The 20,895-nt window shown below is 64.9% G+C and carries 29 protein-coding genes; 22 read left to right on the forward strand and 7 right to left on the reverse strand.

All coding sequences use genetic code 11. The features are described from left to right. Positions 1–200 precede the first annotated feature (200 nt). Entirely contained in the window at positions 201–449 is a 249-nt protein-coding gene (locus AB8M85_RS13575; protein WP_086994524.1) for a WhiB family transcriptional regulator, read from the reverse strand. Between the two features lie 294 nt (positions 450–743). Between AB8M85_RS13575 and AB8M85_RS13580 the strand changes: the two genes are divergently transcribed. Then, positions 744–1,187 (forward strand): hypothetical protein, encoded by a 444-nt coding sequence (locus tag AB8M85_RS13580; RefSeq protein ID WP_372699370.1) that lies wholly within the window; start codon positions 744–746, stop codon positions 1,185–1,187. Between the two features lie 9 nt (positions 1,188–1,196). Here the strand turns inward: AB8M85_RS13580 and AB8M85_RS13585 are convergent, their stop codons facing one another. Next, positions 1,197–4,994: an FtsK/SpoIIIE domain-containing protein gene (locus AB8M85_RS13585; protein WP_372699371.1), complete on the reverse strand. Its 3,798-nt coding sequence runs from the start codon at positions 4,992–4,994 to the stop codon at positions 1,197–1,199. 229 nt (positions 4,995–5,223) lie between these two features. Between AB8M85_RS13585 and AB8M85_RS13590 the strand changes: the two genes are divergently transcribed. From AB8M85_RS13590 to AB8M85_RS13600, 3 genes are read left to right on the forward strand one after another with little or no spacing between them, the layout of a single operon-like run. After that, on the forward strand, positions 5,224–6,450 hold the full coding sequence (locus AB8M85_RS13590) for a CpaF family protein (protein ID WP_372699372.1): 1,227 nt from the start codon (positions 5,224–5,226) through the stop codon (positions 6,448–6,450). Then, positions 6,447–7,298 carry a type II secretion system F family protein gene (locus AB8M85_RS13595; RefSeq protein ID WP_372699373.1) on the forward strand — a complete coding sequence of 284 codons (852 nt, stop codon included), beginning with the start codon at positions 6,447–6,449 and terminating at the stop codon, positions 7,296–7,298. The genes AB8M85_RS13590 and AB8M85_RS13595 overlap by 4 nt, the downstream gene beginning before the upstream one ends. Next, the gene (locus AB8M85_RS13600) at positions 7,295–8,236 is read left to right on the forward strand and encodes a type II secretion system F family protein (RefSeq protein ID WP_372699374.1); all 942 of its coding nucleotides are present in this window, start codon (positions 7,295–7,297) and stop codon (positions 8,234–8,236) included. The genes AB8M85_RS13595 and AB8M85_RS13600 overlap by 4 nt, the downstream gene beginning before the upstream one ends. A gap of 199 nt (positions 8,237–8,435) precedes the next feature. On the opposite strand, the gene AB8M85_RS13605 is transcribed toward AB8M85_RS13600, so the two are convergent. Then, positions 8,436–9,863 (reverse strand): recombinase family protein, encoded by a 1,428-nt coding sequence (locus tag AB8M85_RS13605; RefSeq protein WP_372699375.1) that lies wholly within the window; start codon positions 9,861–9,863, stop codon positions 8,436–8,438. Positions 9,864–9,892: 29 nt separating this feature from the next. Continuing rightward, positions 9,893–10,300, reverse strand: a complete 408-nt coding sequence (locus AB8M85_RS13610; protein ID WP_372699376.1) for an ImmA/IrrE family metallo-endopeptidase — start codon at positions 10,298–10,300, stop codon at positions 9,893–9,895. Between the two features lie 143 nt (positions 10,301–10,443). Here AB8M85_RS13610 and AB8M85_RS13615 point away from each other — a divergent pair, with 143 nt between their 5' ends. Then, positions 10,444–10,896, forward strand: coding sequence for a DUF488 family protein (locus AB8M85_RS13615; RefSeq protein WP_372699377.1), 453 nt, complete (start codon positions 10,444–10,446; stop codon positions 10,894–10,896). Here the strand turns inward: AB8M85_RS13615 and AB8M85_RS13620 are convergent. From AB8M85_RS13620 to AB8M85_RS13630, 3 genes are read right to left on the reverse strand one after another with little or no spacing between them, the layout of a single operon-like run. Beyond that, positions 10,893–11,747, reverse strand: a complete 855-nt coding sequence (locus AB8M85_RS13620; protein WP_372699378.1) for a hypothetical protein — start codon at positions 11,745–11,747, stop codon at positions 10,893–10,895. The two genes, AB8M85_RS13615 and AB8M85_RS13620, sit on opposite strands and share 4 nt — an antisense overlap. Positions 11,748–11,791: 44 nt before the next feature. After that, on the reverse strand, positions 11,792–12,385 hold the full coding sequence (locus AB8M85_RS13625; RefSeq protein ID WP_372699379.1) for a hypothetical protein: 594 nt from the start codon (positions 12,383–12,385) through the stop codon (positions 11,792–11,794). A 19-nt stretch (positions 12,386–12,404) separates the two neighbouring features. Continuing rightward, a complete protein-coding gene (locus AB8M85_RS13630; protein ID WP_372699380.1) occupies positions 12,405–13,388 on the reverse strand; it encodes a hypothetical protein in 984 nt (327 codons plus the stop codon). A gap of 206 nt (positions 13,389–13,594) precedes the next feature. Here AB8M85_RS13630 and AB8M85_RS13635 point away from each other — a divergent pair, with 206 nt between their 5' ends. The 17 genes from AB8M85_RS13635 to AB8M85_RS13715 all read left to right on the forward strand — a co-directional run bounded on the left by AB8M85_RS13635 (position 13,595) and on the right by AB8M85_RS13715 (position 20,894). Beyond that, on the forward strand, positions 13,595–13,897 hold the full coding sequence (locus tag AB8M85_RS13635; RefSeq protein WP_372699381.1) for a helix-turn-helix domain-containing protein: 303 nt from the start codon (positions 13,595–13,597) through the stop codon (positions 13,895–13,897). 88 nt (positions 13,898–13,985) lie between these two features. Next, positions 13,986–14,132 (forward strand): hypothetical protein, encoded by a 147-nt coding sequence (locus AB8M85_RS13640; RefSeq protein ID WP_372699382.1) that lies wholly within the window; start codon positions 13,986–13,988, stop codon positions 14,130–14,132. Next, positions 14,129–14,515 (forward strand): hypothetical protein, encoded by a 387-nt coding sequence (locus AB8M85_RS13645; RefSeq protein WP_372699383.1) that lies wholly within the window; start codon positions 14,129–14,131, stop codon positions 14,513–14,515. Before AB8M85_RS13640 ends, AB8M85_RS13645 begins: the two co-directional genes overlap by 4 nt. Then, positions 14,512–15,336, forward strand: coding sequence for a BRO family protein (locus AB8M85_RS13650; RefSeq protein ID WP_372699384.1), 825 nt, complete (start codon positions 14,512–14,514; stop codon positions 15,334–15,336). The genes AB8M85_RS13645 and AB8M85_RS13650 overlap by 4 nt, the downstream gene beginning before the upstream one ends. A gap of 56 nt (positions 15,337–15,392) precedes the next feature. After that, the gene (locus AB8M85_RS13655; RefSeq protein WP_372699385.1) at positions 15,393–15,713 is read left to right on the forward strand and encodes a hypothetical protein; all 321 of its coding nucleotides are present in this window, start codon (positions 15,393–15,395) and stop codon (positions 15,711–15,713) included. Further along, positions 15,710–16,009, forward strand: coding sequence for a hypothetical protein (locus tag AB8M85_RS13660; protein WP_372699386.1), 300 nt, complete (start codon positions 15,710–15,712; stop codon positions 16,007–16,009). The genes AB8M85_RS13655 and AB8M85_RS13660 overlap by 4 nt, the downstream gene beginning before the upstream one ends. Then, positions 16,006–16,209, forward strand: a complete 204-nt coding sequence (locus tag AB8M85_RS13665; RefSeq protein ID WP_372699387.1) for a hypothetical protein — start codon at positions 16,006–16,008, stop codon at positions 16,207–16,209. Before AB8M85_RS13660 ends, AB8M85_RS13665 begins: the two co-directional genes overlap by 4 nt. After that, complete coding sequence (locus AB8M85_RS13670; RefSeq protein ID WP_372699388.1) at positions 16,206–16,442, forward strand: hypothetical protein; 237 nt, start codon at positions 16,206–16,208, stop codon at positions 16,440–16,442. The genes AB8M85_RS13665 and AB8M85_RS13670 overlap by 4 nt, the downstream gene beginning before the upstream one ends. After that, complete coding sequence (locus tag AB8M85_RS13675) at positions 16,439–16,753, forward strand: hypothetical protein (protein ID WP_372699389.1); 315 nt, start codon at positions 16,439–16,441, stop codon at positions 16,751–16,753. The genes AB8M85_RS13670 and AB8M85_RS13675 overlap by 4 nt, the downstream gene beginning before the upstream one ends. A 2-nt stretch (positions 16,754–16,755) precedes the next feature. Next, on the forward strand, positions 16,756–18,129 hold the full coding sequence (locus AB8M85_RS13680; protein WP_372699390.1) for a ParB/RepB/Spo0J family partition protein: 1,374 nt from the start codon (positions 16,756–16,758) through the stop codon (positions 18,127–18,129). Next, the gene (locus AB8M85_RS13685; protein WP_372699391.1) at positions 18,126–18,491 is read left to right on the forward strand and encodes a hypothetical protein; all 366 of its coding nucleotides are present in this window, start codon (positions 18,126–18,128) and stop codon (positions 18,489–18,491) included. The genes AB8M85_RS13680 and AB8M85_RS13685 overlap by 4 nt, the downstream gene beginning before the upstream one ends. Next, positions 18,485–18,826 carry a WhiB family transcriptional regulator gene (locus tag AB8M85_RS13690; protein ID WP_372699392.1) on the forward strand — a complete coding sequence of 114 codons (342 nt, stop codon included), beginning with the start codon at positions 18,485–18,487 and terminating at the stop codon, positions 18,824–18,826. Before AB8M85_RS13685 ends, AB8M85_RS13690 begins: the two co-directional genes overlap by 7 nt. Further along, a complete protein-coding gene (locus AB8M85_RS13695) occupies positions 18,826–19,293 on the forward strand; it encodes a hypothetical protein (RefSeq protein WP_372699393.1) in 468 nt (155 codons plus the stop codon). The genes AB8M85_RS13690 and AB8M85_RS13695 overlap by 1 nt, the downstream gene beginning before the upstream one ends. After that, positions 19,290–19,613, forward strand: coding sequence for a hypothetical protein (locus AB8M85_RS13700; protein WP_372699394.1), 324 nt, complete (start codon positions 19,290–19,292; stop codon positions 19,611–19,613). The genes AB8M85_RS13695 and AB8M85_RS13700 overlap by 4 nt, the downstream gene beginning before the upstream one ends. Beyond that, positions 19,610–19,942, forward strand: a complete 333-nt coding sequence (locus tag AB8M85_RS13705) for a hypothetical protein (protein ID WP_372699395.1) — start codon at positions 19,610–19,612, stop codon at positions 19,940–19,942. The genes AB8M85_RS13700 and AB8M85_RS13705 overlap by 4 nt, the downstream gene beginning before the upstream one ends. After that, positions 19,939–20,475, forward strand: a complete 537-nt coding sequence (locus tag AB8M85_RS13710) for a hypothetical protein (protein WP_372699396.1) — start codon at positions 19,939–19,941, stop codon at positions 20,473–20,475. The genes AB8M85_RS13705 and AB8M85_RS13710 overlap by 4 nt, the downstream gene beginning before the upstream one ends. After that, the gene (locus AB8M85_RS13715) at positions 20,472–20,894 is read left to right on the forward strand and encodes a hypothetical protein (protein WP_372699397.1); all 423 of its coding nucleotides are present in this window, start codon (positions 20,472–20,474) and stop codon (positions 20,892–20,894) included. The genes AB8M85_RS13710 and AB8M85_RS13715 overlap by 4 nt, the downstream gene beginning before the upstream one ends. Position 20,895 lies beyond the last annotated feature (1 nt).

Here is a 20,895-nt window from a genome sequence, read left to right on the forward strand (position 1 = left end):
GTAGCCAGAACCGGGGGCGTTTCCGGGGACATACGCCCGGAGAAGCCGGAAATGGCGGTGTCGAGTCCGTCCGTGTTGCCTGGCATCACCTGGACGCAGGAGGACTTCCGTCCACCGGCAACCTGGCCAGGGGGCTTAACGAGCCGGAGGGAGCGAATCTCTCGATTCGCTCCCTCCGAACGGCTAAACGTCGTGCGGTGCTATGACGCGCGGCGGGCCCGGGCTGCTCGCCGCTTCAAGGCACGGCGTTCGTCCTCGCTCATGCCGCCCCAGACACCGGCATCCTGGCCGGATTCGATGGCCCATTGCAGGCACGTATCGATGACCGGGCACCGGCGACAGACGCTTTTCGCCTCTTCGATCTGGAGCAAGGCCGGACCGGTGTTTCCCACGGGGAAGAACAGCTCGGGGTCTTTGTCCAGGCAGGCTGCGCGACTACGCCAATCCATGCTCGTTGATGCTCCTTGGGGTTAGATATCAGGGAACGACCCACGACGGATATTCCGAGAGGTGGGGCGGTGGCAGCACAAAGGGGAGCATCAAAGCATGCTCCCGTGCAACTGCCTCATAAGGTTTTCATGTTACCTGTGCGTAAACAAGGGGTGGACGGCAACTAATCGGTCATTCGGCCTGAGGTTTTCGTCACAGGACTCTGGCTTCCGCGCTGGGTATGCGGGGTTCGGCACACGGCTTTGCCACTGCGTCGCTTGGGCGGGTCGGACCCGTCGAGTACATTCGGGGACGTGAGCTACCCGAATGCCCCCGCGGACCCTTCGGACGCTGGGGCCCCTGGCCCTGGGCGCCCCCTGTCCATCGTCGTCGTATCCGTTCTGCTGCTCCTCGAGGCGTTGGCCACACTGGGGGCGGCGGTTTGGTATGCGACGTCGTTGGTTGCCGACGGGCCCGTGTCCTTGGGCGGGCGCATCTTCATGCTCGTGCTGATCATCGCCGCCTCGATCTGGCAGGCCAACGTGGCGTTCCAGGTGTTCAGGGGGCATGCCTGGACCAGGGCCGCCGCGATCGTCTGGCAGGTCTTCCAAGTCATCTTTGCCGTTTCATTCCTCGGAGCCGGGGGATGGGCACTCGCGCTGGGGATTGCGCTGCTGGTTCCCGCTGCGGCGATCATCATCCTGACCTTCGATCCCAGGGCAACGGCCTTCTTCGGAGATCGCGAACCTCGCGCTTAGGCTGGGGAGTCATCCGTCGGGAGTTGCCTGTGCGCATTGGACGTCGATGAGGAGCCCTTTGGCCATCGCCATGGCCCGCCCAGGTCGTGCTCGTCGGTGCGGCGGCACGCGCCACCCGGGAACGTCCCCGTCGCTGGCCTGCCGGGGGTTCAGGACAAGGAATCCACTGGGCGGCAGTAGCCGGGCCGAGGCGGGCAGCCGGAGAAGTCCTGCCCGATCCGGGGGCGCGGTCATGACCACATGTTCTCCGGCGCGGATCCTTTCGTCCAGTTGGGTGATCTCCTTGTCGCTGAGTTCCAGGACGTCGTCCAAGAGCAGCACGTCCGGTAGACGGCGTCCCGGATGCATACCGCGGACCGGATCGTTGGCAACCGCCAACTGCCGTGCCAGCAAATCGATCAAGGTGGTCTTTCCGGATCCGGGACCGCCCAGAACGAGCGCGACTTTGCCCGGCTCCCAGGTCCACGCCCCGTTGTCGGGCCCACAGAGACCCAGTGGATAGCGACCGGGCCGCGCATCACTGATGGGGAGCCTGTCCATGGACACGACTTCCGGCAACGCAAGGCATCGTCGGATTGTGGGGAGTGCTTCCGGTGCGGCGTTGCCAGGTGGCGACGTTGAGAGCTGGACAACCGCCCCGTGCTCCTCCGTGCTCGGCCCGGTCCACACCGCGCGTCCGGGATAGGGTGCCGTCGCCCGGAGTCTGGGCCAACCCAAGAGAGTTTCCGGGCCGAGGCCGAAACGCAGGTACAGCCGATGTTCTGCCAGCGAATGGAAGCGTGACGAGGATACATCCCGGTCGCCGATGACGATGAGGCTGATGCCCAGCTGCTCCGCCGCCCGGGCGAAGGCCGCCAGCCGATCGTCCAGGGCCGCATAGGCCGAGGCTCCCAGGGCCGAGTTCCAGGCAGCCAGTCCGCTGACCACGAGAACCCTGGTCGGTTCCCCCGGGGAGAACGGGGGCTCGACGCCGACAATGTCCAGGAATTGCGCCACTCGCTCAGGCTCGTCCACCCCGACGTATCCCGCTACCCGCGGCAAGCTTGACGCCGTGGAGAAGGAGCCGGAACCGTCGAGGACGTAGACGTGCCGTTCAGGATCCTCACGTGCCAGCAAGTGGACGATGCGCAATGCGGCTGCCGCCGCCGAGCTTCCCGGACCGCCAATGACGGCGAGTCTGCGTTGCTCCTCCGGAACCCACCAGAGTGGGGTCAGGCGCTGGTGGGGGATGTCATCCACCAGTCCCAGGGCGATACCCCCATCCGGACGGTGCCGACACAGATGGGCCGGGATGTCCACGAGCTCCTCGGGCAAGGGCGGGGCGAAAGAAGCCATCGGCATTCTTGGTTCCGGGAGACCCGAAACCAAGGATGCCAGTGCGGCGGCCGGCGACACCTCCCCGGCGGGGCGGCCATGGATTGTCGCTACCGTCCGGACGTCTTGGAATCCCGGGCCGATTTCCCGTATGGGCCAGACAGGGGCGCCGGGCTGAACAGGTTGCGAGCGGAATTGACGAGGTTGCTCGCCCGCGCGACGCATGAAGCCGTAGCCCGGCCTCGTGGGAGGCAGCTCGGCAGCCGCCGAGGACCCCAGGAGTTCCTGCGAGTCGGCGGCGTTGAGCAACCTGAGCGAAATGACCGAATTGATATTGGCTCGCATTGCCGCCGTGACAACGCCTTGGGGACGCTGGGTGGACAGCAGCAGGTGAAGCCCGAGTGAACGTCCCACCGTGGCTATGCGCATCAGCTCGTCGACGGCGTCAGGCAGTTCGTCCGTCAAGACCCGGAACTCGTCGACCACGACCAGTAAGCGTGGAAGTGGAGGTGCGGTCGGTCCGGCCAGTTGCCTGTACCGTGCATAGTCGTCGGCTTCGAGCTCGCGAAAGAGGGACTCCCTGCGCCGCACCTCGACTTTGAGTCCGGACAACAGGCGCTGTCCGGACTCGACATTCAGGTCTGTCACCAGACTTTGGCAGTGGGGAGTCCCCGCGTATGGGCCCAAGGTCGAGCCGCCTTTGAAATCCAGCAGGACCAATGCAACCTGGTCCGGACCGTATCGGGAAACCAGATCCATGGTCATGGATTTGAGGAGCTCCGATTTGCCCGAGCCAGTGGTCCCGGCGACCAGGACATGCGGGCCGTCTTCAACGAAGTCGAGGAGCAATGGGCCGTCGGAGGAGTGGCCGAGCCCGCAGACCAGGGCAGCCGCAGAGGAAGTGCTCCATGTTGCCAGAGCGTTCCCGGGTGCGTGACCTGGATCTGGCTGCGTCGGGAGAAACCGGTCGGTCGGGCCCCAGGGATACTCGGGACCTGTGGAGATCCCCGCTGCCGCCAGCGTCGCTGTTGAAATCCCATCGAGGCTGACAGCGATCGTCTCGCTACCTCGGCGCAATTTCGCCGAATCAGTGTCGATCGCCCACGTCGTTTGTTCATAAGGCCCGGCAGAGGTGAGGATGACGGCTGCCGGTGGGTTGCGGCTTTCGCCGGACTGGGCAGCGGAGATGAGCTCAGGTAGGTCTCGCAGCGCAGGCATGGCCAGTATCACCGAATCGGCAGGCAGCCCGGAGAGCATCGAGCGTGCGTGTTTGGCATCCGTGCAGGGTAGTACGCCCGGCAGGAACCGGGCCTCCGGGGGCAGCTCGGCGGTTTCGCCGACGATCACCAGCGCGGCGCCGGTCCTGCTGCAAGATCGGGCAAGCTGAAAGACGACGGAGCGCAGCACCGGGCCGAACATCGCCCCGGCTCCCGTGATGCGCCCCAGGGTTCCGCGGGAAACGTCCACCACGACAGGGCCGGGGAGTGGAAGAACGTGGGGTCCGCGGTCCGTGGACGATTCCACCTGGACCGGGGGCATGACTCGACCACTGCCGAGTCGCAATGCGTGGGTGCGACGTGCGGTCGAAGATCCGTCGTCGGCTGGCCGGGAGGTCGGACCGCGCTGCAGGAGGCAGAGTCCTACGGGCGGCACCGCGCGGTCTACTTCGGCGAGGCGTTTCGTGGAGAGGAGGTGGATGTTGTGACGGAGCTTCCGACGAGCCACGAGCTCGGTACATGCGGGCACTCCACCCGTGAGCAGCCCGAGTGCGCTGAAAGCCAGGAATATCCAGGATCCGATTGCCAGAGCCAGAACGATGCCGATGCCGAGTGGAAGAAGCGCTGCGGTGATCATCAACCACGGCCGGCCGGCGGTGCCTTTCGAACCCGGAAGCCTGCTCATGGGCGGCGGCCACGCGGCCGCACTGTCTGTGGGGGCCGGGGCGCTGCCACTCGCCTCTGCCGGGCAAATCCGAAAGGTCGTGTTTCCCATGTCGAATTCGTCGCCGACTTCGAGGAACTTCGGGTGTGCCGCCGCACCGGCCCGTGGATTCCGATGCGACCGCCCCGTATCGATCAGGGCAATCGAGGTGTGGTCGACGACGATGTCCGCATGATGCCGAGACAGGGCCGGATCAGCCGCATGCAGGTCACAATCGCCGCGGCCGATCGAGTAGGTACCGCGGGCGAGTTTTACCCGCCGCCCACAATCGGGACCACTGACTGCTACCAGCCACACCTGCATCGTTGTCGAAACCCTTGCCGATGGCCGAGCAAAGGGTGTGAGCGTCAGCATGCCCCGCGTTGGCAATGCCCCCACCTGCTCCAGAGGCAGAGTGCCGCTGGGCCACAAGTCCTCATACCCCAGATCGCCGAGCGCCCGCGCCAGTTCGGCTCCGGTGAGTCCTGCAGGTCCTTGGATTTCAAAGTAGGCCGTGGATGGGGCCTCATACGGCCCATTGGGACGTGGTAATACAGCGACGTGCAGAGCCATGTCCAATTTCCTCAGTCTTCCGGGTCTCCTGCTCGCTCATACGCTAGCTGCGCTACACACTTGATGTGGCCCGCGTCGAGGAGCTGTGGAAAACCGGCCCAGAGATTATCCACATGACGTTGTAATCCCTTGTCTGGCGGAGTCGCTGTCGGTAGTCTCACAGTTGCTGTCCCCAGCTGCGGACACCATGGGCATCGTGCTCGTGCCCAGGTCTAGGCGGGAGGTGAACGTGGACGGTCAACGCATCATTGAAGACGAGGTGCGCGAGCGTGTGCGACGTCGCGGCCTGGATCCCGCCGAGCATGTCGCCGAGGTAAGAAGCATCGTCGACCTGGCAGTCCGCGACTACGACGAACGCTCGCTTCTGGAAGGCCTGCCCCGGCTGGGGCACCTCGACGAAACCGGCAGGGCCGTGTTCGATGCCGTTGCCGGTTTCGGGCCGCTCCAGCCATTGCTAGACGACCCGGAAGTCGAAGAGATCTGGATCAATTCCCCCTCCGAGGTCTTCGCTGCCCGCGGAGGTAGCTCCGAGCTGACGTCCATCAGGTTGGACGCCGGACAAGTACGGCTTCTCGTGGAGCGCATGCTCAAGAGCTCGGGAAGGCGATTGGACCTTTCCACCCCGTTCGTTGATGCGGCCCTTCCCGATGGTTCCCGATTGCATGTGGTGATCCCTGACATCACCCGGAAGCACTGGTCGGTCAACATCAGGAAGTTCATCGCCAGGGCTTCGCGGTTGGATCATTTGGTCGAGTTGGGATCGCTCAGCCGCCAAGCCGCGGACTTTCTGCATCTTGCCGTCGGGGCGGGGCTCAATGTCCTGGTCTCAGGCGCCACCCAAGCAGGCAAGACGACGTTGCTGAACTGCCTCGCCTCCGGCATCGGGAGCCGTGAACGCGTCATCACGGTGGAGGAGATTTTCGAGTTGAAGATCCCCTTGCGCGACGTGGTGGCCATGCAATGCCGGCAATCCAACCTTGAAGGCCACGGCGAGATCGACATGCGCCGAATCGTCAAAGAAGCGTTGCGGATGCGCCCCGACCGGATCATCGTAGGAGAGGTCCGTGAGGCGGAGGCGCTCGACATGCTCATCGCAATGAATGCCGGACTTCCCGGGATGGCGAGCGTCCATGCGAACTCCGCACGAGACGCCGTCACCAAGATCTGTACGCTTCCATTACTGGCCGGCGAGAACATCAATTCCAACTTCGTCCTACCCACTGTTGCCTCATGCATCGACCTGGTCGTTCATTGCGAGAGGAATGCCACGGGGAAGCGGGAGGTCTCGGAAATCATCAAACTGGGCCGTCGTGTTGAGAACGGGGTCATCGAGTCGTCGACGATCTTCCGACGCCATGACGGAGAACTCCAGATCGCGCCGTCAGCAGACCTGTCCCATGAAAAGTTCGAGAACTCCGGCATCGATCCTACGCTGCTGTTGGGAGCAGGAAGATGAGCCTCGTATGGGGACTTCTCCTGGGCCTGGGCCTGCTCTCCATCTGGCAGGCCTGCTGGACCGAGCCGGACATACCGAAGAGGCCACGCAAACGCCGTGTTGAAACCCTCCTGCTCCACGCGGGCCTGGACAAAGTCAGTGCCAGCGGTTTCATCTCGTCGATGGTCATCTGTTTCCTGCTTATGGCGGTCATCGTCTTCGTGGTCACCTTGTCGCCATTGATCACGATCATCTTCGGGACCTTTGGGGCCAGCATTCCGGTCCTCGTCGTACGGTGGCGAGCCGCGAAGCGGGCCGCAGAATTGCGCGAACAGTGGCCAGATGTCGTTGATCACCTGCGCTCCGCGATTCGGGCTGGCCTATCGCTTCCCGAGGCACTCATCCAACTTGGGACGCAAGGGCCGGAACCCTTGCGCCCGGCCTTTGTCGATTTCGGGCTGGACTACCGTGCGACAGCGCGCTTCGACGAGGCGGTGGAAAGGCTGCGGTACCGACTTGCAGACCCGGTGGCGGACAAGATCATTGCTGCCTTGATGATCACCCGGGACGTGGGTGGCTCCGATCTGGGAGAGATGCTCGGAACGTTGGGAGGGTTCCTGCGCGACAGCGCCCGGACGCGGGGTGAGCTTGAAGCCCGGCAATCGTGGACGGTGAACGCAGCTAGATTGGCCGTAGCCGCACCGTGGGTGATCCTGTTGTTGATGGCTACGCAGCCACAAGCGGTTGAAGCCTATTCGACATTCGGCGGAGCAGTTGTCCTGCTGACGGGTCTGGTGGTTTCATTTGTCTGCTACCGCATCATGTTGAGCATCGGCTCCCTTCCCGCCGAGGAGAGGATCCTCAAATGAGCAGCACGCTTGCCTGGGGACTTGCCCTCGGGCTATTGCTGGGGACTGGGTTGTGGCTGAGCTTTGTCAGGCTCCCGGCCATGCGCCGGGTGAAATTCGTGGACCGCGTCTCAGGGCAACTGCGGACCGGACGCCGGCCCCCCGGCGCCCAACCCGGACAACTAGCGTCGGAATCGCCTCTTGGCCCGCTGGTGAAGATCATGTGGCCTGTTCTCAAAGACCTTGTTTCCGTGCTGAATCGGTTCAATCCGGCCGGTGGCGGACTGCAACGCCGATTGCAGCGTGCCGGGCTGGAGATGACCATCACCGAATTCCGGGTCTCCCAGCTAACCTACGCCGGTGGCGGGCTGCTAATCGGCAGCCTCGTCATCGCCGCCTCGGTAGCGCAAGGGACCTTCAATGGATTCCTTTCGATCGTGATCCTTGCCGTCTCGGCGACATCCGGGTTCATCCTGCGTGAGTGGTATCTCAATGAGCAAGGCACCAAGAGGAGCCGCCGCATCCTCGGCCAGTTTCCGAGTATCGCGGAACTCATCGCATTGGCCGTCGGAGCGGGCGAGAGCACCATGGGGGCCATAGAACGCGTCTGCAAGACCTCCCAAGGTGACCTACCAGATGAGTTTTCGGCCCTGCTGGCCGACGTGCGGTCCGGGACGCCGATGACGGCGGCCCTGCACCGTCTAGCCAGGCGGTTGGACCTGAATGCCATGACACGCTTCGTCGACGCGATAACAGTCGCATCTGAGCGGGGGACCCCACTGGCGGAGGTCATGAGAGCCCAAGCCCAAGACGTACGGGACGCGGCCAAACGTGAACTGATGGAAACGGCCGGCCGCAAGGAAATAAGCATGATGATTCCGGTCGTCTTCGGAGTCCTGCCGCTGACGATCGTCTTCGCGGTCTATCCGGGATTGTCACTCATTGACATGAATCTGTAAGTGCGGATACGAGCAAATCAAGGGAGCAGAGAATGAGAACCACCTGGACCAGGGCCACGTCGCTCGGGTTGACCACAACGCTGATCTGTCTGGCCCACGTCAGCAACCTGGGGCAGCGAATTCGAAAGGACGAACGGGGCGACGTCCCAGGATGGGTCATGATCACCTTCATGAATAGGGCCTGATCTCACCCTCGGTTTTAGGGCAGTGTTGGTGGGTCTTCCCAGAGGCCGGCGACGGCGACTTGGGAGCGTGGCCGTCCGGGTTTGACGAGGACGGGGTGGATGAGTCGGGAGAGCATGTCGCGCCGGACGTGGACGGGTAGGGTGTCCCAGTTGGCGAGCAGGTCGGGGACGATGGCAGCTGGTGGTTTGGCTTCGGCGACGGCAAGGTGCCGCAACTGTGCCTCGACGGTGGCGATCTCGGTTTTGGTTTGGTCGCGGAGGCGTTCGTAGGAGTCCTGGGGGATGGTCCCGTCGACGAGTTTCAGGGTGAGGTTGTCCATCCGGGCCCCGAGGCGGACGAGCTTGCGGCGCAGGGTCGCTTCCTGGTTCGTGGCCCCGGTCTTCGGCGTCGGGGCTGGGAGTTCCTGGGCAGCCCGGGTGATGTCGGCGGCGACCCCGCGGAGCCAGTCCAGGACGGCGCCCTCGACGACGGTGGTCATGACGTACCCGCCGGTGTGGGCGCGCTTCTCCCCAGCGGCCTTGCACTTGTACTTCGCCGTCCTGGAGGTCCCGAACAGCCCGGCGTTCATCGTGGACCCGCAGGCGCAGCGGATGAGCCCGGAGAGCAGGTACTCGGACCGTTCCGACCGACGGTTCACACGGCGGGTCTCCCGGCGTGCCAGGTATTCCTCGAACTCGGCTTTCGTGATGACGGGTTCGTGGGCGCCGGGTATGCGCTCGCCGTGGCGGGTGATGTAGCCGGCGCCGAAGCCCTGGTCGAGGATGCGTCGGATGGTCCGGGCTGACCAGAGTCCGTCGCCGGAGGGCCCGTACCCTGTGACGGGTCGTGTGGGGCCGTCGTTGGCCCACTGGACGAGCGAATAGACCGAAGCCCCGGCCAAGTACCTCCGATACATCTGGGCCAGCACAGGCCCGCTTACAGGGTCTGGCGTGAACCCCTCTGCCCTGGTGTACTGGTACCCAAAGCGTGGCTTCCCGTTGGCGGGCAGTCCCTGGGAGACGCGGCGGGCGTGGGACTCCTTCCACACGTCCCCGATCCGCTCGGATTCGAAGGCGGCAAACTCGGTGAGCATGCCGCGTGCGAGCCGGCCGGTGCTGGTGGACACGTCCAGCGGCTCGGTCGCGGACTCGATGCGCCCGCCGGCGGTCTCGACCCGGTCCGCGGCCACCGCCCAGTCCAGACGGGACCGGGAGAGCCGGGACCACTTCCATAGCACGATGACGTCCGCGGTGCCGTCCTCGATCATGGTCATCACCCGCAGCACGGCGGGCCGCTTCCACGTCCGCCCGGAGATCCCCGGGTCGGATTCGACGGCGACGACCTGGTACCCCTGCTGCTTCGCGTACGCGCGGCCGGCGGTCTCCTGCAGCTCGAGGCTAATCGACTCCTCACGCGCCACGGACTGCCGCAGATACAGCACTGCCTTGGGCTTCGCCCCCATGATGGTCCCCCTCTATCCGAATACTGGTCTCAGTTTTGCGCGGCCGCCCGCACCGCTTCAAGATGCCGCAGGTCCCCTGGGGACAACGCGGCCAGCCGATCCACCACGACGTCCTCCGTAACCCACAACTCGTCCGCCAGCTCGCCCAGGCTCCGCGCCCACGCCACCTCGGCCACCAGCCGCTCCCACGGCACCAACTCCCGGGCCGCGGCCACCCGCACCTCCCGCTCAACCGCCGCCGGCTGACACCCCACGTCACCCCGCGCCAGATGCACCAGCTCATGCGTCAACACACACCGCCGCTCCCGCTGCGACAACCCCGGATCAATCCAAATACGGCGCTCGCCGTCGGTGGCCGCAGGCACGCCTGGTGCTGGCTTGGTCCAGATGATGATGACGTGCGCCAGCCGGCGTAACTCCCCCCAAGGATGAAACATGGTTAGAACATATGTACTAACTCACATGTGAAGCCATTGCTACGCTCTGGGAAACCAAGTGTCTGCAGGCGGTGGTAGTCCTCACGGTCCCTGATGGGAGCCAGCCTGGCTGGGGGCCTGGTCGGTCGTGCAAGAATTGGGGCATGTCGAATCAGCAGCACGGAATCATGGGTCATGGGTACGAAGGTCGGTCGATCGAGGAGTACGTTGCGGACCTTGTTGCATGGGGTACATCCGTCCTGGTTGATGTTCGGTTGAATCCGATCTCCCGGAAGAAGGGCTTCTCGAAGAAGGCCCTGGCGGCCGCCGTGGAGGAAGCGGGTATCCGCTACGTTCACCGGCCGCAGCTGGGGAACCCGAAAGACAACCGGGAAGGGTTTGGCGTGCCCGGGACTCCTGCCGCCCGCGAAGCCCATGCCCGCTACCGGGAAATCCTGGCGGGGGAGTCGGCTGCCTCGGCCGTCGATGAGCTAGCGGCAACGGCAGCGAACGAGCTTGTCGTGCTCATGTGCTTCGAGGCCTCGGAGCGATGCTGCCACCGCTCGTTGGTTCTGGACCGGGTGAAGGCGCGTCAGGTGCAGCTCCAGCCTGTTTAGTGCCGGGATTTCGCTGGGTAGATGCCGAGCACGCTGAAGATGTGGGGGCGCTTTTGCTGGTTCCCTACGAAGAAGTGCGGCCGAAGTTCCGGCTTGCACATCTGGTCCAGGAACTTCATCTTGATCTTGGCCATCGCTGTTTCGTTGTTGTCCGCTGCTAAGTTGCGGCTTAGTGCGACCATTTCCCAATCGAGCAGCCCTTGCCGGTGTCCTCCACACGTCGGGTGTTCGCAGGTGTAGTGGAACTTTGCCTCGAAGCGTGGAGGGTCGAGCAAGATTTGCTCCGGCAGGTTGCCGAAGAGGTCTGGTTGGTTGAGGCCCTTCTTGAGGTGGGTCTGCTGTATGTCGGTCCAGCCGGCGAACGGGTAGATCTCGAACCGTTTGACCTCTTTCGGTTCGATCACTGCAAGCGACGGGAAGAGTTCGCCGCGCTCCCTGGCCTTGAGGATCCCGCACATGGTCCATTGGGCCGCGGCTAGAGGAGCCACGTAGGGATGCCGGGGGCTCCAGGGCTTTAGGAAGTCCACGCGTCTGATGCTGCTTGTGTCCGGTTTGAAGCTCTCGGATCTGGAATCCTTCCAGGCGGGTTCTATGTCGATGTCGAGGAGCTCGTACTTCTTGAACTGCTCGTACTTTTCCATGGACCGAAACGGTACCGGGTAGAGGCGGATCCACTCGGGCCCCGACTCGGTCAGGCGTATGCCGGCCACGCACACGGTGTCTCCGTAAGAAGCCGACGGCTGCGGTGCGGCCTTCACAGTGATCAAGACGCGAGCGGTTTCCTTGCCCCCGTATTCGGGCTTCGGATAGACCGAGCGCCCCTCACCCATCAGCGGCAGCTGCTCGAACATGGATCCCCCCATGATTTCCTCCCTGGTTCTCGAGTGATGGTGGTCTATCGCTGTTGGATCGTGGCCGTGCCCGTGTAGGCATCGTCCCCGTCGGTGAAGTGCACGGTGCATCGGTAGGTGTGGCCGACCGTTCCACCGAAGGAGTTCTGCGCCTCGACGGTTCCGGAGGCGGTCCAGGAACTTCCCGCGCCAGACTCGGATTCGTTGCTGAACTTGGCCGTCGATGGGGCCTTCAGCTTCCCCTTCACGAGGGTTTGGCAGGCGACGCGCGCGTCGTAGTTCTCGGGCTCGTCGTCGGAGGCACCGTTCATGAAGGCGACGCAGCCTCCGAGTAGGAGCACGAAGGCGGCGACGGCGCCCCAGATGCAGCCCATGGCGACCTTGCCGCTCGCTGACATTGGTGCTTGTGCCAGGAAGGCGGTGTCGCCCTCCCAGCGGTCGATGGTGAATCCTGCGGCGCGGATCTTCGACTCGATGTCCTCGTGGTTGTCCGCGGCTTCGAGCTCGCGGACATCCTTGCCCGCATCGGTTTGGATCTGGATCTTCCTGAGTCGGATCAGGCTCTGGCTTCCATTGGCCTCGACGAGCTTCTCCGTGGCCGGCGCCACGATGGCGCGGTGATTCACCTTGTCTGCCATGTTCCCCCCAATTTCCCTATTAGTCCTGGTCTGGTCCCAGCTGGGACTCTTCCCCAGCATTGCCGTGTGCTTCGTCGAACCGGTCCCGGTCCCTCTTGAAGTTGTGGTGCGCCGCCAACTCATGGACGGGCGGCATCTCGTCGGAATCAGTCTCGTCGGCATCTTCCATGAGGCGATCCACGTAGGACTCCCAGGAAGCAACGCCCTCGGCGTTACCCTCAGGGTCCAGTCGTGCATCAGCGTAGAGCCAGTCATGCGCCAGCTGCGCGCGAACCTCCGACAAGATGTCGCCCGCATCAGGCTCCGGAAAACCGAGGACCGTCGCAAGCGCCTCGGCCGTCTCGGGACGCCGCATGACATCCAAATGCGTAGCCCTGCCACGCCCGGGAAGAGTCAAGATCACCCGGTCCAGAGACCCGGGGAACAAGCTGTGCTCAACCCCATCAGCCGCCGAGAAATCATCACGCCACGCCGCCCTATTCCGCACATCAGCCGACAAGAACGCCGCCAACGCATGCCGCCAAGCACCCACGGCCTCCGTCTTCTCGCCAACGCCAACACCACCCCCGGCCCCACCCTCACCGGCAACGCGCTCGCCGGATGGATTCGTTTCGGGTTGTTCCTGGTCGTCATGGACTGTCTCGCTTCGCTCGTCGCGCATTGCGTCCATGACGGATTGGATGATCCGTCGGTCGCGGGCGCTGAAATCGGTTGAATTGCGAACAGCATCATCTACTGTGAGCTCGTCGTAGGAGATCTCAACGCCCATGCTTGCCAGGGCAGCATGGGCCACCTTGGCCTCGGACACTTTGAGGACACGGGACAAGGTCTTGATGAGCGAACCCTTGACGGAGACGAGTTCCCGATTCTTCAGGCGAGAGAAGTTGGACGTGGTTATATCCAAGCCCAGGCTCTCCGCCCGCTTCCCGAGGTCTCGATCCGACCAGCCGTTCAGCTCCTGTGCGGACCTGATGAGGTCGGCCAGCGGATTGTTGCTGTTCACGGAGTCAGTCTCTCCATCGATGGTGGAAGCGATCAAAAGGCGTGGACACAGGGAGCCCGCCCAATGTGGACACTAAGAACAATACAAGTTTTTAGGAGCGTGACAGGGGCTTTAGGCGGGAAGCGGTGAAAGAAGAGTTGACGCGTGGACACCGGCAGTGCAAAATGAGTACAGAAAGTGGACACAACGAATCGAAATGGAGTACGGTGGAACTCGTCAGGAAGCAGCTAGCGATTGGAGATCTCTGGATGGAACTCAGGGACAGGAAGATGCTCCAGCGGCTCATGATTGTCCAAGGCGTTTCGAATAGGGGGCTGGCGAAAGTCGCTGGCTGGAAGTCGCATAGCTATATGAATCGCTTGGTCAGCGGCCAGGTGAAGACACTGGAGCCGGAGCCGGCACTGAGGATTGCGAAGTTTCTGGGCGTTGGCGTCGAGGATCTTTTTTTGACTCAGGTGAGTACGAATCCAGCTCGAAGCGAGCATGGAATGAGCAAGAAGGCCTCTTGATCCGGCGCTCGCCGGTCCGAGAACGAAAATGCCCCCAGCCGGTGCAACGGCTGAGGGCGTGAAAACCAATTCAGGAAGAGGTATTTCAATGGCAACGATACCGGAGACACGGCACCCCGTCACGGCGGGGGAGCGTCGTCCGACCCGCGAGGAATGCATCCAGGCGGCAGCGCTCGTTCTGGCCACCGCGGTCCGCGAGTTCGGCACTCCCGAGGTGCAGGAGGTGGCTTCGTGAACGCGGAGGACTTCAAGACCGGTGACCAAGTCGCCCAGGGCCGCGGCGGCATCGGTGTCGTCATCGACGACGACGCGAACCGCGCCGAGTACCCGGGCTTCGTGCCCGTCCAGTGGGAGAGCGGCTGGCGCACCATGGCGAACGCCGCCTCTCTCACCCTCATAGACTCCCGGTCGGCCACCCCCCAGGCCGGCCGGGGCCAGACCGCCGGGACGCCCACCCCCCAGGGCGTCCCGGCGCCAGCCGCCCCGCGGACGCTGCCGAACTTGATCCGGCGGACGCTGGGCTTGCAGGAGCGCCGCACCCATGACCGCGCTGATGGCCCGGTGGTGATCGATCCGGAGCAGAAGCATCGGATCGTCGTGAAAGGAGATCCCCGGTGAATGACCTCCAGCGATTCGAATTCGACGAAACGATGGTCCGCACCGTCGACGTCGACGGCCAGCCCTGGTTCGTGGCGAAGGACGTGGCCACGGTCCTCGGGTATGACCTGACGACGAACATGACCCGCGTCCTGGACGAGGACGAGAAGGGTATTCACGAGACGAATACCCTAGGCGGCACCCAGAAGGTGTCGATCATTTCGGAGCCTGGCCTGTACCGGGCGATCATCCAGCGCCAGACCGGACGAATGACCGATCCGGCAGCGCGGCAGCGCATCAAGGACTTCCAGCGTTGGATCACCGCCGAGGTACTGCCGGCCATCCGGAAGACCGGTACCTACTCCACGGCCCCGGCTCAGGTGCATCCGGAGTTGGTGAGTCGTGCCGATCTGGCGCGCATGGTGCTGGAGGCCGAGGAGGAGAAGCAGGTCATGGCCGCGGCGTTGGAAGCCGCGGCGCCGGCCATCGCCTACCACGACCGGTATGTGGCGAACGGTGACGCGGCACTGGTCCGGGTTTGGGCTGCACAGTTCGGGATCTCGGATCCGAAGGCCCGCGAGATGCTGTTGGCGGCCAAGGTGATCTACCGGTTCAGCATCGGCTGGCGGTGGTCGCAGGCGAAGCAGCGCAAGGTGGAGGAGTACGAGTACCGCCCGTATGCGCGGTACATCGAGTGGTTCGATCTGCGGCCGCAGCATGAGGCACCGCGCTATCACAACGGCCAGGTGCGCCAGACGCTGTACATCCGGCAGGAGTTCGCGCTGCAGCTCGGCGCGAAGCTCGGCCTGGCGCCGGTCCACCAGGCGGGGGACGCGGCATGAACGCCGCCGTGGGTCTAGCGGCCGCCCGGGAGAGAACCCGGCGCCGGAATCTGCGCGTGGCCGTGGATTACATGCAGCGGGCGGAGAAGTACCTGGAGCGGGCTGCGTACCTCGAGGGGACCGGCCAGCCGAAGGTCTGCGGGGACTATGTCCGCCGCTCAGGGGAGCTGATCGAGCAGGCCCGCACCCGGGTGGCCGTGTTCCGCGGCCCCGAGGCAGTCATGGAGCTGCAAGCCAGCCGGTGGGAGGACTTCATCGTGGCGCTCGACGTCGCGGCAAGCATGCGGGCATCGATCTCGCGGGTGGAGAACGTGTTCGCGGAGGCGGATGCAGCGATCGCCGGGCTCGCCAACGAAGCCAGAAGGCTGGCGCAATGAGCAGCCAGGCGCGGGTGTCGCGGCAGATCATCATCCAGCCGACGGGCGAGAAGCCCCGGAAGGACCGCCCGATGGTCCATTACAAGGACCGGGCGGAGCTGAAGGATTCGGTGGCCAGGGCGGCCAGGACCGTCTGGCCGGGCAACGCCCGGATCAGCGTCGAGATCACCGGCCACTGGTCGGCCTGTACTGGCCGGATCTTCGTCAACAACCGCGACGCAGCGTCGTTCGCACCCATCGTCCCGCGCACCGCGCCGGAGACCGAGGCATTCGATTTTGGAGGGCAGGCATCGTGAGGACACCATCACCGGAGCAGGCGGCGTTCCGCCGTGGTGCCCTGATCTGGGCGCCGCTGGCGGCCGTGGGCGCGGTCGTGTGGCTGGCCACCTACCCGCTGGCCAACGGGGCGACCGTGCTGGGGTTCCTGCTGCTCATGGGCGCCGCGGTGGGCGTCGTCCTGGACGACGGCCAAGGCGAACGGAGGGCCGGGGCATGAGCGTCGGTGCAGCATTCCTGCTGAACATCGTGGCCGTCGTCGTGGCAGCCTGCCTGGCGCTGGTCTTCCTGGTCGGCGTGCTTGCCTCAGTGGCCGCGCTGGTGCAGGTTCTGTGGCTTGCCCTGGCCTATGCGTTCCGGCCGGCACGGCGCCGGTATTCGACGTTGGATCTGATCGGGCAGGACCTCTCCGAACTGGACCGGCGCGATGGGTTGGGGAGTGAGTTGCTGTGAGTGTGCCACCGACCGAAGCGGAGTTCCTGGGCAACACCGTGGACCTGCACGCAGCCCGTCTGCAGACGATCGCCAGGGCTTCGGCCCGGCGGGAGGTCGAGCGGCGTGATGCCGCGGCGCAGCAGGCCGCGGACCTGACGTTGGCGGCCGAGGCGGTCCTGCACAGGGCGATCTACAAGCTTGAACGCGCCGAGCCGTTGGCCGAGATCCTCGGCGCTGCGGCGACGGCGGTAACCCACCTGGTGGAGGCCCTGCAATGCGAGGTCGCTGCGGGCCGTCTGATTGAGACAAGACCTGAAGGGGAGAACTGAGCATGGGCAAGACATCGACGTTCGAGGACATGCAGATCGAGAAGCTGCGCAACCACGACGGCAACATCCGTGCCGAGGTGGGTGACATCGACGAGCTGGCGGACAGCATTCGGGCGCAGGGCATCCTGCAGCCGTTGACGGTGGCGCCGCATCCGACGCTGGAGGGTGATTACACGGTGATAGCCGGCCACCGGCGTTTGGCGGCGGCGAAGCGTGCCGGCCTGTCGTATCTGCCGGTGGTGATCAACCACAACCTTGTGAGCAAGGCCGACCAGATCACGGCCATGTTGGTGGAGAACCTGCAGCGGGCGGACATCAGCTCGATCGAGGAGGCGAAGGCGTACCAGCAGCTCGAGCTGGAGGGCCTGAACCTGAATAAGATCGCGAAGGCGACGGGCCGGGCCCGGAAGACGGTGGTGGAGCGGCTGAAGCTGACCAGGCTTTCGGAGGAGACGCAGGCGAAGGTCGCCGCCCACCAGGTCACCATCGAGAAGGCCCTCGATATAGCCCGGTTCGCGGACCACCCGGAGCTGGTGGAGCAGCTGGAGAACAATCTGGGCAGCTACGACTGGTCCTACACGGTGAAGCGGGCGGATCGGCAGCTCGAATGGCTGGAGGTTACCCGCCCCGCCCTGGAGAAGGCCGCGGACGAGGCCGGCATCCCGCGGATGGACCGGCCCGAGGGGCAGCGGTGGGACTGGCACGCCAAGTACCAGGTGCAGGAAACCAGCAGCCTGGGCGTGGAGGACGCCGCGGCCGGCGGCTGGTCGCTGGTGTTGGACGAGCAAAGCGACAAGCAGCTTTGGGGCTTCTGGTTGCGCGAGCGGACCGAAGCGGAGGAGGTGCCGCGGGAGCCCACGGAGGAGGAGATCGCCGAGGCGAAGGCCCAGGCTGCCCGCGAGCAGATGATCCAGGACCTCAGGACGGCTGTCGCCGTGGAGACGGACTTCCTGAAGGCACTGATCCTCGCCCCGAAGAAGAAGGGCGTCGTGCTGGGTCTCGGGGCCCGGCTGGTGGAGGAGGTCGTGGGCGACGACGTTCTCAAGTCGCTCCTGGGCGTGCAGCCGGGAGACGACGGCTACGACTTCGTGATGCGGAAGCTCTCGGCCGAGCAGCTGCTTTTGCTCCTGGCGTTCGACCACTTCCGCGAGGACATCGGCACCTTCCATGCTTGGAACCCCTTCATGTACTACACGGGGGAGCGGCTGGCGGCATGGCGGGCGATCCGCGAGGACCACCTGGGCTACAAGCTGACCCCGGCCGAGGAGGTCGTCGCGGCGCACTGGGCGGAGCACGTGAGGGAGGTCGAGGAACTACGCGCCGCCGACGAAGCCGACGATGACGACTTCGAGGACGACGGCGAGGACGAGGCATGACCGCCCCGAGACCAGATGATCTGTTGGAGCTGGACCTGTCGGCGGCTTCTGCCCAGTACGCACCCCTGTCGGCCCCTGTCGGGGCGGTGTGGCCCCGCGCCGTGGTTCGCTACGTCGACGGCTGGTGGGCGGCCAAGGTATGGCAGTCTCCCGGCGTTCCGGCACGCCGTCAGGGCCTGCTGTTGGCCGGCCAGTTCTCCGACCGGGCCAAGGCCTTCGAGTTCGCGAGTCATGAGGTCGGTGTCTTGCGGTTCACGCAGAATGTCCGGGCTGTCGCGGCGGTGGGCACCGCATCCTACGCCGAGCTGATGGCAGATTGGGAGGCCGAGCGCCCCAACCCAAAACAGGAACCGCCGTGCTAGCCCGGCCGAGGGCACGGCGGCTGGTGGAGTCCCCGGAGCGGGCCTCCCAGGCGATTGACTGGCGGGAGCTGGCCGAATGCCGGGGATGGACGGAGAAGGGCGTTGATCCGTGGTTCCCGCAGAACCTCAGCGACCCGACGGCGTACGACGTCGCGGCCAGGATCTGCGCGTGCTGCCCGGTAGCCCAGCAGTGCCTGGACGCGGCCATGGCGGTAGAGGGAGCCATCCACGGCCGGCAGCGCTCGGGGATGTTCGGTGGGCTCACGCCGGAACAGCGGTACGCCCTGTATCGGCGCCGCGGCCGTGAGCGTTCCCAGGACAAGGACGTGGCGTGATGGCCACCCAGAAGCCGCCCTGCGACGTCGAGGGCTGCGAGACAGAGGCAAAGACCCGGGGAAAGTGCGGGAAGCACTACCAGCGGATGCTGAAGCACGGTGACCCGCTGGCCATGGCACCGCGGGGCGGGGCGGCGGTGAAGGCCAAGACAGCGGCCAACCCGCCCACCCCACTCCCAACCCCGTCCTCGGCCCCGGATCTGTTTGAGGCCGTGTGGCCGATCACCGGCATCCACAACCGCACCGAACCCACCCCGGACGAAGCCCAGGGCCTCTGCACGATCGCCATGTTCGAGATCCACAAGATCGCCAGGGCCACCGGCGCCGAGCTGCTCGCCGCACCAACATTCGCGATCATCCGGACCGCATCCAACCCCAGGGCAGCAGCCCACCCCGAAGCAAAGCACTGCCCCTACACGCTACGCGCCACCGTCAGGGCAACCAGAAGACAAGGAGCAACAGCATGAAGTACCGCAAGAAGCCCGTCGAAATCGAAGCCCGGCAACTGATCGGCAGCACCCGGGAGTGGCACGGCATCTATCTGTGGATCGAAGAGAACACCCTCGGCTCGTTCGAGCCAATGGCTGTCATCGAGGGCCGCGAGCCCTGCCCGGCCAGCGGAGTAAGCATCGACCCGCGAGACGGCCGCATGATGATCGCCACGCTGGAGGGCTACCACCACGCGAACCTCGGCGACTGGATCATCCAAGGAGTCCAAGGCGAGTTCTACCCCTGCAAGCCGGACATTTTCGAAGCCACCTACGAAGCCGTCGAGGAGGCGTCTTGACCACGCAGAAGCAAGCCGCGGACCTCTGCCAGCGCGACATCGGCCGGACCATCGAGTGCACCAACCCCGCCGATGGGACAACCACTGTCGGCCCGCTGGCCATCGTGGAAGCCCTGGCCGCCCACGTCCGGATCTGGGCCGTCGGCTGGCTCAACCCGATCCGCCTGCTGCCCGGCGACGTCGTCGAGGTCACCGGCGCCGCACCGGCCATCGGCCCGGAATGCCTGCACGGCAAGTGCCGGGCCTGCGACGGCCGCGCACTCGACCAGGCAACAGACGACATCGTCCCCTGCACCCACCACTGCCACACCCAGGAGCAAACACCATGACCACGATCAGAATCCAAGTCTCAGCCAGAGCCGTCGACTTCACCGCCGAGACCAACATCCCGGAAACACTCGTCACCAAAAGCGAAGACATCCGCCCCGGCCTCATCGCCACCGCCAACAAGGTCCTCCGGGCCTACCAACTACCGGAGATCGACAACACCCCGCCCACCGAAACCACCCCAGGAACACTCGCGCTCGCCGACGTGGCAGCGGAACGCACCCGGCAGAACGAGAAGTGGGGTGAACAGAACCACCCCGACGGCACCGGCCCCAGAGAGTTCCCCCTCGCCGCCATGGGAGGCGAAAGCGTCTTCGACGCCCAAGAACTCGCCGCCCAAGCCACCCGTACGACTGACCATCGGGCAGCCAACAGAATGCTCACCTGGAAGGACATCCTCCTCGAGGAAGTCTTCGAAGCGCTCGCCGAATCCGATCCGGTGTCTTTGCGCACGGAGCTGATCCAGGTGGCGGCCGTCGCTGCCCAGTGGGCCGAGGCCATCGACCGCCGCAACAACCAAGGAGACGCGGCATGAGCACCATGACTGTTTCGATCGAGCACAACGGGAAGACCTACACCGGCCAGCCCGCGACCATCAAGGGCACCGCGTTGCAGTTCGAAGACCACGGAATCTTCACCGCGTGGCTGCACCTCGAATGGAAGGGCGGAGGGATCGGGGTCGGCGGATACTGCCTCGACACCCCAGAGAAGGACGACAACGGGAAGTTTGCCAGGCGGGTCGGCACCGGCTACGGCGCGGACCACATCATGCGCGTCATCGAGACCGTTGGCGCATCCTCGTGGGAGAAGCTGCCGGGCCGAGAGGTGTTCGTCCTGTTCGAGGGCAAGAGCCTGTGGGGCAGCACAGCGGCAGGGCTTGCAGGCGTCACCAACGAGAAGGTGCTCATCCTCAAGGAGCATGCCGAGTCCTGGAGCGAAAAGGAGGGCAGGTAGC

The organism is Arthrobacter sp. JSM 101049 (genome assembly GCF_041679245.1).
GTDB lineage: Bacteria > Actinomycetota > Actinomycetes > Actinomycetales > Micrococcaceae > Arthrobacter_H.